We start from the raw sequence: 17,832 nt of genomic DNA on the forward strand, positions 1-17,832 counted from the left end.
ATCCTTCCACCGACAAGAGATATATATTTGTAAATTCCTAAACACTTATGAAACGCATTACATCTGGCATTTTACTAACTGGTTTTGTTTGGTCTGGCTTGGGTATATTCTCTCTCCCACCACAAGTTACCGCAGTTGCTCAAACCCAAGAGGATGGTAATTTATTTTACCTGTATAAAGGACAACGCATTTCCCTAAACCAACGCCAAGATACGATCGCAGTTGCCTTTAAAAAAGTAGCAACTCGTAATCTCGCAGCCCCACCCCTGTACCTCCAACTCCAGCAAGACTTACAGAGTAGTATTCGCACAACTACTCCACCAAGGGTTAGTCCTTTGGGCGAAAATTATGCAGTGGTTAGTTTGCCAACGGGAACTAGGGATGCTGTGCAGCAGAATATTCAACAGCAACCTTATGTGCAAACTACTTTACCAGTGCTGAGTCGCAGCCAACGCCAAGAAATTATCGTTATCCCTAACGAAATTATCATCAGCTTTGATGCTAAGGTGACCCAAGCTCAAAGACAGACAATTTTAGAGCAAAATAATTTAGCCATCGTCCGTCCATTGCGCTTTAACCGCGATCGCTATATAGTTAAATCCACTGTTGCCACTGGCACAAAAATTCTCACTACTGCCAATCAGCTAAACGAAGTCAAGGGAGTTACTTCTGCCACACCCAACTTCATCCAATCCATTACTGACCAAAATCTCCAAACCGCGAGTAAACAAGTTGCCAATCTGAAGGCGGCTGGCGATTGGGGATTCGGAAAAATCTTACCTAGTTCTCAATCCCCAGCCCCCAGTCCCCAATCCCCAATCCCCAATCCCCAATCCCCAGTCCCCAATTCCCAATCCCCAGTCCCCAGTCCCCAATCCCCAGTCCCCAGTCCCCAATCTACCAGAAGCATTTCCCCAAAAACCAGCTTATTAGGATTCGCGTGGCATTTGGATAGCTTACCCCTCAAACAATGTCTGCAACAGGAGATATCTAGCTGGGAATCACTGCAAACTTGTCTGCAAAAACCAAATGCAGCGACAAAATCGGCTGTACCTCGCACAGATATTCGGGTTACAGATGCCTGGAAACGTAGCAACGGCGGACGCGGTGTAGTTGTGGCAGTTATAGATAGTTTGATTCAATGGGATCATCCCGATTTGGCAGATAATTTGTATACAGTGAAAGCTGCTGATAAATGTCCTGGGGAAGTCCACGGCTGGGATTTTTCTACAAGCAATGATAGCAGCGATCCCTGCGAAAACGGTGATGCTGATACTCGCATCAGCCCGGTAGAACTGGCTATTCTCGCTGCCAAATTTCAAGATACCTTCCAATTATCTGACGCCAAATTAGTTCAGCAATACCCCCAAGAAGCCCTAGAGGTGAAGCAAAACAACCCAGATTACTCTCTAGAACAAATCGCTAGTGTTTTACGTTACGTTTTTCGCACTTATAAAATAGGCGCGGAGTTTCACGGCACTTATGTCAGTGGAACCATTGCTGCTAAACCGCAAAATGGTGAAGGAGTAGTAGGCGTGGCTCCCAACGCTCAAATTTTACCAGTGCGGTTGTTTGGGTTGAATGGCAGTTATAGTCCTTCTGCCTACATTGAAGCCATTGGCTATGCTGCCGATCGCGGTGCTGATATCATTAATCTTAGTCTGGGTGGTAGTTTGCCAACTCCGGGAGAAGAAGAAGCGATCGCAGATGTTCTCAAAGCACATCCTAAACTAGTAATTGTGGCTGCTGCTGGCAACGAAAACTTAAGCCAAGTATCTTTTCCTGCCGCTTACACAGGAGTAGTTGCAGTTGGGGCAACTAATATTCTCGGTAATCGTGCGCCCTACAGTAACTATGGTAAAGGATTAGATGTAGTTGCACCCGGAGGCGACCTAAATACACCAGGATTATTGGGTGGAATTCCCACCACAGGCGGTACTTGGCTGGATGCTTTTTGGCAAGGTATCCCGAATCCTGAATCTCGTTGGTCTTCTGTGCTTGATCCTAAAGGTAAATACTGGTGGGTGCAGGGTACTTCTTTCTCTTCGCCAGCTGTAGCGGGGATAGTGGCATTAATGAAAGGAGAAAATAGAGAAATTAGCAGAAACCGCTTGGTTAGTATCCTCAAATCTACAGCCACTTATCAAGGATTGAGTATGTCTTCACAAGAGGCCAAATTATATGATTCACAACAAAGTAAAGGTGCAATTCCTTCCTCAATTAAAGGTCAGCAGTACTTCTTTGGTAAAGGATTAGTCAACGCTGATGCAGCGGTGCAGGCGGTGAAAAAGGGGCGATAAGACAATACAATTCAGTTAAGCATTTCTTTCTTGTCTTTGCGTCCTTGGCGTCCTTCTCTACGAGACGCTACGCGTTGGCGGTTCATTAAAAAAATTGAATTTGACAATATCTTCGCCAAATCGAAAAATCGCTCAATTCGTAGGTTGGGTTGAGGTACGAAACCCAACACCTAAAATTTTAGGTTTTGTCGGGTTCTTACACGTTAAGCCCAACCTACAAATCTAAGCACCTACAACCGTAGGAAAAATCCGACTCAAGTCTAATAAAACATCTTCAAATCCAGGAATCGCCACTGACTGATGTGGCAAAGATATCTGCTTGCCCAGATAATTGAATTTGCCTTGAGCATTTTGATAAGGTTGGCTATAACGCTCAAGTTGGCGAAGATTTAAATTGACAATCCAATAATCAGAAATTCCGGCTTCTGCGTACACTTCTAACTTTGTTGTTTGGTCATAATTTAGGGTTGAGTCGGAAATTTCAATCACTAAAAAAATATCTTCAGGATAAGGATGATGGGGAAGATAGTCAGTTTCATTTCCCCGTGCGATCGCCACATCTGGTTCAGGTTCACTATCTGATGGTAGTATGATTGGCTCTTGACAACGCACAACAGCCGCATCGCCCAGCAATCGATCCAGTTGTCTACAAAGCCGAGTTGTGCAAAATGTATGAGGTGTGCCTTTGGCTACCATTTGAATTAGTTCTCCGCGAATCAACTCGATGCGATCGCTCTCCTTTAGAAATTCCAGTTCAATCAGCCGATGATATTCGTCAATAGTAAATCGCTTTGGTGTGACAACGTTCATGAGACATCACCGATTTAACTGTTATCTACTTTCCAGCTTACCATCTGTATTTATTGGCTTTTGCCCATCTTGCGATCGCTAAATTTTCTTGTAAAACGGGTGAGACACCTTGATTTACAATACACTCACAATAATAAACCGCCCTTGATCGCAAACCAAGCTGTTGGCGGTAAGCGTAGCCATCCCGTCAGGCTTATCGCTTTTGTTCACTCTTCCACAGTGGATCGAATTTGCATATCCTTCAGCAGATGAGAGATATATCTTTTTGAACTCCCTATTTTACTCCTGACTCTAAAATTTATGCGCGATTGCAAACTTAGTTTAACCGCATTGCTCACTCTCATCTTGACTATTTCACAACCCATCGCCAATTTGCCTCCACTATTCCAAGCGTCGCAAGTATTGGCGCAAACGCCAGCAGAACGGAAAGTAGAAGCAGACCGATTGTCGCAGCAAGGTCTTGAGCAGTATAAAATTAGCCAATTTGAAGCCGCGTTACAGTCTTGGCAACAAGCACTTATTATTTATCGAGAAATCAAAGACCGTAAAGGAGAGGGAAAAACTCTAGGCCGTCTGGGAGTTATTTACGATTACCGGGGAGACTACACCAAAGCCATTGAGTACCAGCAGCAGAGTTTGGCGATCGCTCGTGAAATCAATGACCGTTCAATTGAGGGTGCCGCTCTAGGCAATCTGGGACTTGCTTACGATGCAAAAGGAGACTACGACAAAGCCATTGAGTACCACTCCTTAAGTTTAGCGATCGCTCGTGAAATCAAAGACCGTAAAGGGGAAGGAGAATCTCTGGGCAATCTGGGAATTGCTTACGATTCCCTGGGAGACTACGCCAAAGCCATTGAGTACCAGCAGCAGAGATTAGTGATCGCTCGTGAAATCAAAGACCGTAAAGGTGAGGGTGCTGCTCTGGGAAATCTGGGAAGTGCTTACTATTCGCTGGGAGACTACGCCAAAGCCATTGAATACCAGCAGCAGAGATTGGCGATCGCCCGAGAAATTAAATACCGTTTAGGTGAGGGTGCTGCTCTGGGCAATCTGGGAAATGCTTACTATTCCCTGGGAGACTACGCTAAGGCGATTGAGTACCACCAGCAACACTTGGCGATCGCCCGAGAAATCAAATACCGTTTAGGTGAGGGTGCTGCTCTGGGCAATCTGGGAAATGCTTACAATTCCCTGGGAGACTACGTTAAGGCGATTGATTACCAGCAGCAGAGTTTGGACATCGCCCGAGAAATCAAAGACCGTTTAGGCGAGGGTCAATCTCTGGGCAATCTAGGAGCAGCTTACAATTCCCTGGGAGACTACGCTAAGGCGATTGAGTACCACGAGCAATACTTGGCGATCGCCCGAGAAATCAAATACCGTTTAGGTGAGGGTGGTGCTCTGAGCAATCTGGGAATTGCTTACTTTTCCCTGGGAAACTACACCAAAGCCATTGATTATCAACAGCAGAGATTGGCGATCGCCCGAGAAATCAAAGACCGTTTAGGCGAGGGTCAATCTCTGGGCAATCTGGGAAATGCTTACCATTCCCTGGGAGACTACGCTAAGGCGATTGAGTACCACGAGCAGAGTTTGGACATCGCCCGAGAAATCAAAGACCGTTTAGGCGAGGGTCAATCTCTGGGCAATCTGGGAAATGCTTACGATTCCCTGGGAGACTACGCTAAGGCGATTGAGTACCACGAGCAATACTTGGCGATCGCCCGAGAAATTAAATACCGTTTAGGTGAGGGTGCTGCTCTGGGCAATCTGGGAAATGCTTACTATTCCCTGGGAGACTACGCTAAGGCGATTGAGTACTACCAGAAAAGTTTGGCAATTGCCCGAGAAATCAAAGACCGCAAAGGCGAGGGTACATCTCTGGGCAATCTGGGAGGTGCTTACAATTCCCTGGGAGACTACGCTAAGGCGATTGAGTACCACGAGCAATACTTGGCGATCGCCCGAGAAATCAAATACCCTTTAGGTGAGCGTTATGCCCTGAGCAATCTAGGAATTACTTACTATTCTCTGGGAGACTACGCTAAGGCGATTGATTACCAACAGAAAACTTTGGCGATCGCCCGCGAAATCAAAGACCGTTTGGGCGAGGGTCAATCTCTGAACAATCTAGGACCAGCTTACCAAAAATCTGGCAATCTCCCGGAAGCAGAAAAAACCCTCCGCGCTGGGATTGAAGTTTGGGAATCTCTCAGGGGAAGATTGGGTAAGAATGATAGCTACAAAGTCTCAATTTTTGAACAACAAGCTCGCACTTACCGCATATTACAAGAAATTCTAATTGCTCAGAATAAAATCAAAGAAGCGTTAGAAATTTCTGAACGGGGACGTTCCAGGGCGTTTGTGGAATTATTGACTTCACGCTTGTCTGACAAAAATACAAGTCAAATCCCAGAAAAACCTACAGTAGCGCTGCTGCAACAAATTGCCAAACAACAAAATTCCACTCTCGTTGAATATTCAATTATTTATAATTACTTCAAAAATCAGGGTAAACAAGAAACTCAAGAATCAGAACTCTACATTTGGGTAATCAAACCCACAGGTGAAGTTACTTTCCGCAAAGCTGACTTGAAAACCCTGTGGCAAAAAGAAAACACAACTCTTGCAAAACTCGTTACTACCAGCCGCAATTCCATCGGTGCAAGAGGTACAGCTTTTCGCGGCATCGATGTAACTTACAACCCCAATGCACCCAAAGCAAAAAATAATTTAAAGCGTTTACACGAATTATTAATCAACCCCATCGGTGACTTATTACCCAAAAATTCTAGCGACAGAGTTATCTTCATTCCTCAAGGTGCATTATTCCTAGTCCCCTTCGCCGCATTACAAGACGCAGACGGGAAATACCTGATTGAAAAACACACTCTTCTCACATCACCATCAATTCAGGTTTTAGACTTAACCCGCAAACAGAAACAACAAACAGGCACAAAACCCATAGAAGGGAAAGATACGCTGATTGTAGGTAATCCGATAATGCCTTTTGTCGCCCCAAAAATCGGCGAAACTCCGCAACAATTAATTCCTTTACCTGGTGCAGAACAGGAAGCAAATGCCATTAGCAAATTACTCAAAACCGAACCTCTTATCGGCAAAAAAGCGACAGAAACAACTGTAGTGCAGCGTTTACCCAAAGCGCGATTTGTGCATTTAGCAACCCACGGTTTATTTGATGATATCCAAGGATTAAATAGCGGTATTGCTTTGACACCATCTGGTAAAGATGATGGTTTATTAACAGCCTCAGAAATCCTCGACCTGAAGCTAAATGCCGAATTAGTCGTATTAAGCGCTTGCGACACCGGACGCGGACGCCTAACTGGGGATGGGGTAATTGGTTTATCTCGTTCTTTAATTAGTGCTGGTGTACCCAGTGTCTTAGTATCCCTTTGGTCGGTTCCGGATGCGCCTACAGCCCTATTAATGACGGAATTTTATCAAAATATTCAAAAAACTCCTGACAAAGCCCAAGCACTACGGCAGGCGATGCTAACGACGATGAAAAATAACCCTAATCCCGTTGATTGGGCAGCTTTTACTCTCATTGGGGAAGCTGAGTAGGTTTTTAAAGTTATCTACTTAACCCAAAAGCGCTGTATATCTCTTTAAACTCCCTACTTTACTCGTGACTCTAAAATCTATGCGCGATCGCAAACTTAGTTTAACCGCATTGATCACTCTCATCTTGACTATCTCACAACCCATCGCCAATTTGCCTCCACTATTCCAAGCGTCGCAGGTATTGGCACAAACAGCAGCAGACCGCAAAGCTGAAGCAGACCGATTGTATCAGCAAGGTGATAAGCAGATTCAGACTAGTCAATATAAAGCAGCATTACAGTCATTTCAACAAGCACTAGCTATCTATCGGCAAATTCGAGATCGCAAAGGCGAAGCACTTAGCCTCAATTACATTGCTATAGTTCAACGCACGCTAGGCGATTATATCCAAGCGCTAGAGTTTTACAAACAAGCCTTAAACATGTTCAGAGAATTGGGCGATCGCTTGAATGAAGGAACTGCTCTTAACAATATTGGGAAAGTTTATGAAGGTTTGGGGCAGTATCCTCAAGCTTTAGAGTTTTATCAACAGGCTTTAGCTATTCGCAGACAAGTAGGCGATCGGTCTGGTGAAGGATTTACCCTTACCGACCTGGGATTAATTCATACTAGTCTAGGGCAGTATCCTCAAGCGCTGGATTTCTTGCAGCAATCTTTAGATATTTTTAGAAAAATCGGCGATCAGAGACAAGAAGCATTAACCCTCAACGCCATTGGCTTGTATTACCGGACTGTAGATCAGTATGCTAAAGCTGTTGAATATTATCAACAAGCTTTCGTTATTTTTAAACAACTTAGGATTCGTCGGGGAGAAGGGGCTTCTCTCAACAATATTGGAGATTTTCGACGCAATCAAGGTGAATATTCCCAAGCACAAGAGTTATTTCAGCAAGCCTTAGCTATTTTTAGAGAAGTTAACGACCGGGCGGGAGAAGGAGTTGCTCTGAGCAATATTGGCAGAGTTTACGCTCATCAAACACAGTATCCTCAAGCGCTAAAGTTTTTTGGGCAAGCCTTAGCTATTTTTAAAGAAGTTGGTGACAAGGCGGGTGAAGCCCGAACTCTTAGATATATAGGTAGCGCGTTTTATCAATCTGACAAATTGGCGGAAGCAGAAAAAACTTTACGCGAAGGAATAGAGCTTTTAGAGTCTCTACGACCAAAATTAAGCGATGCTAATAAAGTCTCAATTTTTGAAACACAAACTGCAACTTACCAATTGCTGCAAAAAGCTTTAATTGCCCAAAATAAACCTGATGCTGCACTAGAAATTGCCGAACGCGGTCGCGCTAGAGCGTTTGTAGAGTTAGTAGCATCTCGGTTATCTAATAATAGTAAAAATGAAGCAAAACCGCCCCAATTACCCACAATTGTTGAAATTAAACAAATTGCCAAGACACAAAATTCTACCTTGGTTCAATACTCAATAATTAGTGAGGAATTCAAAGTTGTAGGTAAACCACAAACCAAAGAATCAGAACTCTACATTTGGGTAATCAAACCCACAGGTGAAGTTACCTTCCGCAAAGCTGACCTGAAACCCCTGTGGCAAAAAGAAAATACAACTCTGGAAAAACTCGTTAACACTAGCCGCAACTCCATCGGTGCAATAAGTACACCTTTTCGCGGTGGTATTATTCCCAGGGAGAATCCTGATAAATCCAAAGCCAAACAAAAATTTCAGCAACTCCATAAACTGCTGATTGAACCCATCGCTGACTTGCTTCCCAAACAAGAAACTGAAAAAGTTATCTTCATTCCCCAAGGTGCATTATTCCTCGTCCCCTTTGCCGCATTACAAAACGCAGACAGTAAATACCTGATTGAAAAACACACTCTTCTCACATCACCATCAATTCAGGTTTTAGACTTAACCCGCAAACAGAAACAACAAACAGGCACAAAACCCATAGAAGGGAAAGATACGCTGATTGTAGGTAATCCGACGATGCCTTTTGTTGCACCTAAAATCGGCGAAACTCCGCAACAATTAATACCTTTACCTGGTGCAGAACGGGAAGCAAATGCAATTAGCAAGTTACTCAAAACCGAACCTCTTATCGGCAAAAAAGCGACAGAAACAACTGTAGTGCAGCGTTTACCCCAAGCGCGATTTGTGCATTTAGCAACCCACGGTTTATTTGATGATATCCAAGGATTAAATAGCGGTATTGCTTTGACACCATCGGGTAAAGATGATGGTTTATTAACAGCCTCAGAAATCCTCGATCTGAAGCTAAATGCCGAATTAGTCGTTTTAAGCGCTTGCGACACCGGACGCGGACGCCTAACTGGGGATGGGGTAATTGGTTTATCTCGTTCCTTAATTAGTGCTGGTGTACCCAGTGTTTTAGTGTCGCTGTGGTCGGTTCCAGATGCGCCTACAGCACTATTAATGACGGAATTTTATCAAAATCTGCAAAAAACTCCTGACAAAGCCCAAGCACTACGGCAGGCGATGCTGACGACGATGAAAAATAATCCGAAACCCGTTGATTGGGCAGCTTTTACTCTCATTGGGGAAGCTGAGTAGGTTTTTTAAAATTAACGCGATGTGCGACTTATTCTTAAAACTTCCCTTCCATTCCTCTCCCCTTTGCGGCTACGGTGTATACACAAGTCGTATTACCCCCCTTAATCCCCCCTTATAAAGGGGGGAAATAATAAAATCCGGTTCCCTCCCCTTTATAAGGGGAGGGTTAGGGTAGGGTAAAACCTATGCTGAAACCCAGGTGAGTCAACTATTTCAGACTTGGTGTACACCGTAGTTAGAAATTTCCAAGAAATAAATTATCTATTAAATAACGCTAATATGCGCCAACCACACCCCCTAAGATTAATCCTGTTGCTGTGCTTATCCTTATGTTCACAAACAGCCAGCGCCTATCCCAAACCAACACCCTCTCAACTAATAACCCAAACCAACACCCAAGACAGCAACCGGGCTGCGGCTCAAAAAGCAGAAGCCGAAGCCAAAAAGTTAGACTTAAAAACCACACCCATTACTCAAGTCATTGCTAAATGGGAAGAAGCCTTAAAATATTGGGGCTTAGCAGGCGATCGCCAAAAACAAGCCAATACTCTCGATCGCATTTCCAAACTATACTGGGCTCGGGGAGAATATCCCAAAGCTTTGGAATATGCTCAGAAAGCGTTACCTATTTGTCAAGCTTTAGGCGATCGCGATTGTGAGGGAGCAGCCACTGGTTCACTTTCCCTGGTCTACGACAAGATGGGAGAACACGAAAAGGCGATCGATATGGTTCTGAAAGTGCCATCATTTTTTCCCAAAAGTCTCGATTTGCCACCTCTCGTTTTTAGTACAGTTGGACAGATTTATAGTCAAAAGTTAGGGGAAAAACAGAAAGCGCTTGATTATTACAACAAAGCTTTGGATTTCTGGAAAGAAAAAGGTGATGTCGTCCAACAAGCTGAAACACTCGAATATATTGCTTTTTTTTACTTCAACGATTTCGGTGAAATCAACAAAAGCTTTGATTACATCACACAAGCTAATAATCTCGATCCAGAATTTAAGAGAAAAGGAAGCATATCTGATTTGATGTACAGGACGTTACAAAGTTCAACTTGTTCTGATAAATTAGCATCAATAAAAAAGCCTCCTGAAATTGAGAAATTAGATAATTCTTCTAACCAATCAGCAAACGCTAATTCTGCCGCAGCTACCAACAATAATATCGAAAATTGGAAACAAACAGTTCAAAAATACCGCACGCTAGAGAATCTTGGAAGTGAAGCATTTTTTCTAGAAATGCTTGGCGGTTTAGCATACGGCAGAGTTGGGGAATATCAAAAAGCCCTTGAAGTTTATCAACAAGCACTCAAACTAAGACAAATAATGGGCGGTAAGCTTGATGAAGCAAAGACACTTACTGATATCGCTGATATTCTCAACCGACAAGGTAAAAAACAAGAAGCGATTAATGGCCTCAATCAAGCGTTAGACATTCAACGTCAGATTAAAACTCGTCCAGCAGAAGCATATACTTTGTTGACTCTTGGTGATGTTTACTGGTCTTTAGGGGCATATCCTGAGAGTTTAAATGTTTATAATCAAGCATTATCCATCTCGCAAATTATTAGCGATCGCGGCAGTGAAACTCGTACTCTGACGAAGATTGGTGATGTTTATCGTAAGTTGCAAACATACCCACAAGCTCTGAATTCTTATCAGCAAGCCTTGTCTATATCCAAAAACACGGGAAACTGTCAGGATGAAGGCATTTCACTATTGAGTATTACTAGAAATCACTTTGCTGCGGGAGATTATCAACAAGCAATTAATTTTGGCAATCAGGTTATAGCTTTATCTCGTAATCTAGAGATGGATGAGTCTAAATTAGTTTTAGAAGCAGCGACACTTGATATCTTTGCTCAAGTTGAGATTAAACAAGGAAATTATTCCCAGGCTCTAGAATCCTCTCAAAAAGCCAGAAAAGCAGCACGAGAATCTCGCTATAGGGACTTAGAGGGAATAGTGATTGGCTCAACTGCTGAAGCTTACGCAGCCCTTAAACAACCAGAAAAAGCCATCCAAACCTATCAAGAACAACTTGCTCTGTATAACGAAATAGGCTTTAGTGCTGAACAAGCCCAAAGTCTCTACAATATCGCCAAACTCCAACGCCAAAACAACCAATTACAACAAGCCCTCACCGAGATAGATAAAGCAATAACAATCATCGAAAACATCCGCCAAGAAGTCGCTAGTTCAGACTTACGAACCTCCTTTTTTGCCACTGTACAAGATTATTACCGACTCAAAATCGACATCTTGATGGAACTGCACAAAAAAGACCCATCAAAAGGATACGATGTCAAAGCAATTGAAACAAGCGATCGCTCTCGCGCTAGAGGACTTGTAGAACTGTTAACCGAAGCACGCGCCAATATCCGCAAAGGTGCAAACCCGGAACTCCTAGCAGAGGAAAGCCGCTTACAAGCCTTAATTGATGCTAGAGAAAAACTGCGGTTTGAGATAGTTAATAGTAACAAAATTAAAGACCCCGTTTCTCAAGCCAACGCTGACAAGTTGAAAACAGAAATCGATCAACTCCTAGCCCAACAAAAGGAACTAGAAACCAAAATCCGCCAAAGTAGTCCAAAATACGCCAACCTGAAGTATCCCCAACCCCTGACTTTACCGCAAATTCAGCAACAACTCGATAAAGACACCCTGCTGTTACAGTATTCCTTGGGTGAAGAACGCAGTTTTTTATGGGTGGTTTCTCCCAATTCTCTCGACACTTACGAACTTCCCAAAAAACAAGAGATAGAGAAAAGCGCCATCAATTTATTTTGTCTCATCAGCCATAGAAGTTCTAAACCACCTTCAGTAACAAATAAAGAAAACCCCTGTGCAGACATCAAAACTCGGCGCATTGACAAAGCAGCTACCGAACTCAGTCAACTCATTCTCACATCTGTAAAAGATAAATTAGGCACTAAACGCTTAGTTATTGTTGCGGATGGGGCTTTGCAGTATATTCCCTTTGCGGCGTTGGCTGACCTAACCCCCCAACCCCCTTCCCTGCAAGGAAAGGGGGAGAAAGACAAACTCCCCTCCCCTACTAGGGGAGGGGCTGGGGGAGAGGTCATTCCAGGAGATAAAGATAGAAGAGGTATTGATGTTATCCCAAATATTCCGGCATCAGGGAACAACTTTAACTACCAACCGCTATTTGTTAACCATGAAATAGTTAATCTACCTTCTGCTTCAGCGATCGCCATTCAACGCCAAGAACTCGCTGCACGTAAACAAGCACCCAAAACCTTGGCTATCCTCGCTGATCCAGTATACAGCGCTACTGATACGCGAGTTAACAATGCCCAAAATAAACAAAAATCCCTTGACATAGAGCTAGAACGCTCTGCCCTCAAACGTTCTGCTGATATTTCCAATCCCCAAGGTTGGGGACGAATTTTTGGTACTCGCCAAGAAGCCGAGACAATTTTAAAACTTGTACCTAACTCCAATCGTCAGCAAGTCTTTGATTTTGAGGCTAACTACACTTGGGCTACTAGCAGCAGCCTCAATCAATTCCGCATCTTACACTTTGCCACTCACGGTTTTGTCAACGATGCCAACCCAGAGTTATCAGGTATTGTACTTTCTCTGGTAGATCAACAAGGTCAAGACATCCGCGGATATCTGCGCTTAGCAGATTTGTTTAACCTTGATTATCCAGCCGATTTAATTGTTCTAAGTGCTTGCGAAACGGGATTAGGTAAGGAAATCCAAGGTGAAGGCTTGGTGGGATTGACAAGAGGCTTAATGTATGCAGGTGCAGAACGGTTGGTGGTGTCGTTGTGGCAAGTTAGCGATGAAGGTACATCTGTGTTTATGCAGGAATTTTACAAACAAATGTTGCAGCAAGGCAAGCCAGCAAATGAGGCGTTGCGGGCGACGCAATTGAAAATGTGGCGTCAGGAGAAATGGCGTAATCCCAATTATTGGGCGGCGTTTACGTTCTTGGGTGAGTGGCGATGATCGATCGCAAAGACGCGATAAATCGTGTCTGGTGCTTTAAACCAACCCAAAAGCGCTGTAATATTTTGCATAACCTCACACAACCCAGAAATACAATCTTTGAAAGCGACTTTAGCAAGATATAAATAAAATCCTATGTCTGACATCAAACGCCGTCATTTTCTCCAATTTTGTGCTTCCACTTTTGCAACATTGGGTTTAAGCCAGTTGGATATTATGCAGCAGGGGAAACGCTACAGCCAAGTCCTCGCCCAAAGTACACCCCGCAAACTGGCGCTACTGGTGGGTATAAATGAGTATTCTGGTACCATCCCAGCTTTAAAAGGTTGTGTAAATGACGTTCTTTTGCAGAAAGAGTTATTAATTTACCGCTTTGGCTTTAAATCAGAGGATATTCGCATCTTGACGGATAAACAAGCCACCCGTCAAGGTATCCTCACAGCCTTTGAAGAACATTTGATTAATCAAGCTAAACCTGGGGATGTGGTGGTGTTCCACTTTTCTGGACATGGTTCACAAGTAGAAGATCGCGATCGCGATTCCCCTGATGGACTCAACAGCACTTTTGTACCCATAGATAGCCAATTACCGCCAGGATATCCGGTTGTTGGTGGCGCAGTCCAAGACATTATGGGACACACGCTGTTTTTACTGATGTCTGCACTGAAAACAGACAACATTACTGTTGTGTTAGATAGCTGTCATTCTGGCGGTGGGACACGGGGGAATTTGCGGGTGCGATCGCGTGATGGTAGTTCACTTCTGCAACCGAGTCAAGCGGAACTCGATTATCAGCAACAATGGTTAAAAAAACTCGGACTTTCACAACAACAATTTATCGAACGTCGCAGAAAAGGAGTTGCTAAGGGAGTTGTCATCGCCAGCGCCAAACGCGAACAATACGCCGCCGATGCAGCTTTTGATGACTTTTATGCTGGAGCCTTTACTTATTTATTAACTCAATATCTATGGCAGCAAAGTGGAAATGAACCTGTGAATAGAGCGATCGTCAATGTAGCTCGGAGTACGAAAGTTCTAGCTAGAGAGCAAGGAAACTTTCAAGATCCCCAATTAGAAACAAACTTTAGCAGAGAAAATACCAACGCACCGATCTATTTCTCTTCCTTTTCGGCTCTCCCAGCAGAGGCTGTGGTTACTCAAGTCAAGGGAGACCAAGTAAAATTGTGGCTCGGCGGCATAGATTCACAAAGTTTGGAAGCGTTTAAAAAAGATATGATTTTAACCGTCTTAGATCCTAAAGGCGGTGAAAGAGGACTGGTAAAGTTAGGCGATCGCCAAGGATTAATTGCCAATGGTAAACTACTAACAACTGCCAGGGCACAAACCACAATTCAACCAGGAACTTTATTACAAGAACGCATCCGCAGCATCCCCAACAATCTAACTTTAAAAATTGGGCTAGATGACTCCTTAGATAATAATACTACCCAGCAGGCAACCCAAGCGTTAGGAGCAATTAATCGCATTGAGCCCAAACCCTTAGGGACTTTTGAGGTGCAATATATTTTTGGACGCATGAGTGAGGTCAAACATCAACAATTACAGAAACAACGAATAGTTAATTTACCCACCGTAGGCAGTTTTGGTTTATTTTTACCTAGCCAAGATCAGATAGTTCCGGCCTCTTTTGGTAATGGTAATGAAACAGTAACTGAGGCAGTAAAGCGGTTGCAACCGAAGTTAAAATCACTGTTAGCAGCCAGAATTGTCAAGCAAATACTAGGAAATGCTAACACCTCGCGGATTGCAGTCACCGCATCCATGAATATCGCTGTCAATAATGAGTTGTTTGCTGAAACTTTCACAATTCGCGGTGCTGTGAAAAAAGAAACCGGAGAGCTAAATAAACCAGCGCCAGCACAGCCGCTCAATTCTTCTGATTCTGGTGTAGCCAAATTACCAATAGGAACTGAGATTACTTTCCAAATTGCAAATAACGAATCTAGTCCTCTCTACGTCAGCATTTTGGTAATTGATGCTCAAGGAGAAATGACAGTTATTTTTCCCAATAATTGGTCAGCCTCAGATGATGCGGCGTTAATAGAAGCCAAACAAAAGCAGGTAATTCCCCAGACTGATGACGGGTTTAAACTCACCATTGGCGAACCTTTAGGAATCTCAGAAGCCCTGATCATTGCTAGTACAACACCTTTACGAAATTCTCTCAAAGCATTGCAAACAATTGCTAAGTCAAGGGGACTGGAAAATCGCAGTGCGCCTGTTGCCATCCCTGATGAAGTGTTAGATGTTACCAATAGTTTGCTCTATGACTTAGATGCAGGGACTCGTGGCGGCATTAATGTCGAAGGGATCGCACTCCCAGATGGAGTTCGTGGTATTGATACCAAAAAACTGGCAGCAATGGCGATCGCATTTGAGGTGGTTGCTGCTGCCAATAGTTAGCTAATTTCGGCATAATTGATCTGAATTATTGCTGAGAAAGTAATGAAAGGCAAACCCGCCATACGTGTGCAAATCCAAATGCGCGGTACTATAATTTTTCACGGCATGTGGAAGAGTTAACGCACCCTTCCCTAGCTTTATGCTGGCATCAATTCCTGAATGCGTTGTGGCTCGTCTCCCAGCCAATCTGGATTTTGGGCAGTGCTGTCAAAAATCGATGAAGTTTTGAATGGCTCAAATTCGCCGCTTGATGCTGCTTTTGCCGTTTTTTCTAAGAGCGATCGCACTTGCTGGTCATTCATTGGCTGGAATGTCCGCACTGCTGTAAAGGCTTGTTCGAGAATCTCCATGCTGTCAATTCCGGTAATTACAACCGATGTTGGCAGATTCAGAGCATACTGTAAACACTCGATTGGCTTTACGGTATTTGATCGCAAAAGTATACCATTTCCTAAACTTTTCATGCCGAGAACGCCGATGTTTTGTTTAACTAGTTCTGGCAAAACCAGCTTCTCAAAGCTCCGGTAATGTGCATCCATGACATTTAATGGCATCTGCACTGTATCAAATTTAAACTTATGACTGGCTGCAACTTCCAACATATGCAGATGCACGTGGGGGTCTTTATGTCCAGTGAAACCAATGTATCGCAGCTTACCAGCTTCCCGTGCTTCAATCAAGGCAGCATTCGCCCCTTCTGGGTCAAAAACTCGATGCGGATCTTCGTAGCGAATAATTTCGTGGTGCTGAACAAGATCGATGTAATCAACTTGCAAACGTTGAAGTGATTCGTCTAGCTGTTTTGCTGCTGCTTTCTTAGACCGACCGTCAATTTTTGTCATCAGGAACACTTTGTCACGGTAGCGATCGCGCAGTGCTTTGCCCATACGAATTTCGCTAACTCCATCATTGTAATCCCAACTATTGTCCATAAAAGTAATGCCGCCATCGATCGCTGTGCGAACAATCCGGATAGCTAGTTGCTCATCAATGTGCTTCAAGCCAATATGCCAACCACCCAGTCCGATAGCCGAAACTTTCTCTTTTGTACTACCGAGAACTCGATATAGCATTTCTGAATTTGATGTAGTTTCGGACATGTATTCTCCTTGTATAGCAACTACTACTTAAATACATACAACTGGGTGCTAATTTAAACATAATAACAATCTCACAATATCTTTCTCAAGATACAGTTTTCGACTCAATAAGGCATAATTACTGTATTTAGTCACCATTCCAATTCAAAATAGATTTCAGTGAAAAATGTTTAAGTACGCAACACTAGTTATAAATAAAACAAATATTCTCTCGTTAATCGTGTCTCTACCCACTTGCTCTAGTCGAAAAAATCAGCGAACCGGAAATGATAACTGACAACAAGCGTGAACTTTGTCACAATGAGTTCGTCGATGATTTTTGTTAGCAAAGAAAGCGAATTTCAAGGAGTCGGACTCTGAAAGGCTTTGAATTCAAAGGTGTTGAAAAACTGATTGGGCCAATAGCGGCGCTTCTTGGCTTCGTGTATTTGTTGCAGTGGTATATTCAAGGAGAATTGCGATCGCCTTCCGATCCAATCTTTGAAGTTAGACAGCCACCTTTGGTAATGAAAGAGGGCGACCCTTATATTCGCGCTCTAATGCGAACCATCTCGGCAAGTGAGGCAAGTGGTAACCGTCCCTATTCTCTGTTGTATGGTGGACAACAAGTCAGCGACCTCAGCCGACATCCCCAGATATGCGTCAGAATTGTCACAGGCCCCAACACAGGTAATTGTTCCACTGCTGCTGGTAGATATCAAATCATCAACACTACCTGGTACAATATAGCGCCTCGCTATCACCCAAACCCAATGCGGTTGATGTTTTGGGTTAATTATAGTTTTGAAGCAGAATATCAAGACATAGTAGTTTATCGTTGGTTGAATGATTCCAAAGTTTGGGGAACTAATATTTCTCAACTCTTGCGCCAGGGAAAATTAAATGATGTTTTGCGGCGACTTTCTCCCACTTGGACGAGTTTAGGATATGGCATAGAAACTAACTCTGTTAGTAGGTCTTTGCCTAAGATTTATCAGAAAATATTGCAAGAGGAATTAAACGCAGCTAACCAACCAACAACCCCAAATTTGACTCCATTCCCAAATCCTTCCAGCAAACAACGATAAAAAGTACACCATCTATCAATACGGTTCAG

Annotated in this window: 9 protein-coding genes; 6 read left to right on the forward strand and 3 right to left on the reverse strand. The window is 43.4% G+C overall.

The features are described from left to right. Window positions 1-47 precede the first annotated feature (47 nt). A complete protein-coding gene (locus IQ276_RS34200; RefSeq protein ID WP_235116210.1) occupies window positions 48-2,300 on the forward strand; it encodes a S8 family serine peptidase in 2,253 nt (750 codons plus the stop codon). A gap of 222 nt (window positions 2,301-2,522) precedes the next feature. Here IQ276_RS34200 and IQ276_RS34205 read toward each other — a convergent pair whose 3' ends face one another. Next, a complete protein-coding gene (locus IQ276_RS34205; RefSeq protein WP_193920158.1) occupies window positions 2,523-3,110 on the reverse strand; it encodes a Uma2 family endonuclease in 588 nt (195 codons plus the stop codon). A 300-nt stretch (window positions 3,111-3,410) separates the two neighbouring features. On the opposite strand from IQ276_RS34205, the gene IQ276_RS34210 reads away from it, so the two are divergent. From IQ276_RS34210 to IQ276_RS34220, 3 genes are all read left to right on the forward strand, one after another. After that, window positions 3,411-6,701, forward strand: coding sequence for a CHAT domain-containing protein (locus IQ276_RS34210; RefSeq protein WP_235116211.1), 3,291 nt, complete (start codon window positions 3,411-3,413; stop codon window positions 6,699-6,701). A 64-nt stretch (window positions 6,702-6,765) separates the two neighbouring features. Further along, window positions 6,766-9,234: a CHAT domain-containing protein gene (locus tag IQ276_RS34215; protein ID WP_309245626.1), complete on the forward strand. Its 2,469-nt coding sequence runs from the start codon at window positions 6,766-6,768 to the stop codon at window positions 9,232-9,234. A gap of 279 nt (window positions 9,235-9,513) precedes the next feature. Continuing rightward, the gene (locus tag IQ276_RS34220) at window positions 9,514-13,212 is read left to right on the forward strand and encodes a CHAT domain-containing protein (RefSeq protein WP_235116212.1); all 3,699 of its coding nucleotides are present in this window, start codon (window positions 9,514-9,516) and stop codon (window positions 13,210-13,212) included. Here IQ276_RS34220 and IQ276_RS34225 read toward each other — a convergent pair. Then, complete coding sequence (locus IQ276_RS34225) at window positions 13,173-13,358, reverse strand: hypothetical protein (protein ID WP_193914042.1); 186 nt, start codon at window positions 13,356-13,358, stop codon at window positions 13,173-13,175. The two genes, IQ276_RS34220 and IQ276_RS34225, sit on opposite strands and share 40 nt — an antisense overlap. Between IQ276_RS34225 and IQ276_RS34230 the strand changes: the two genes are divergently transcribed. After that, on the forward strand, window positions 13,348-15,636 hold the full coding sequence (locus IQ276_RS34230) for a caspase family protein (RefSeq protein WP_193914040.1): 2,289 nt from the start codon (window positions 13,348-13,350) through the stop codon (window positions 15,634-15,636). The two genes, IQ276_RS34225 and IQ276_RS34230, sit on opposite strands and share 11 nt — an antisense overlap. Before the next feature lie 137 nt (window positions 15,637-15,773). Here the strand turns inward: IQ276_RS34230 and IQ276_RS34235 are convergent, their stop codons facing one another. Then, window positions 15,774-16,736, reverse strand: coding sequence for an aldo/keto reductase (locus IQ276_RS34235; protein ID WP_193914038.1), 963 nt, complete (start codon window positions 16,734-16,736; stop codon window positions 15,774-15,776). 422 nt (window positions 16,737-17,158) lie between these two features. Here IQ276_RS34235 and IQ276_RS34240 point away from each other — a divergent pair, with 422 nt between their 5' ends. Then, window positions 17,159-17,803 (forward strand): glycoside hydrolase family 24 protein, encoded by a 645-nt coding sequence (locus IQ276_RS34240; protein WP_235116213.1) that lies wholly within the window; start codon window positions 17,159-17,161, stop codon window positions 17,801-17,803. Window positions 17,804-17,832 lie beyond the last annotated feature (29 nt).

Source organism: Desmonostoc muscorum LEGE 12446 (assembly GCF_015207005.2).
Taxonomy (GTDB): Bacteria; Cyanobacteriota; Cyanobacteriia; order Cyanobacteriales; family Nostocaceae; genus Nostoc; species Nostoc muscorum.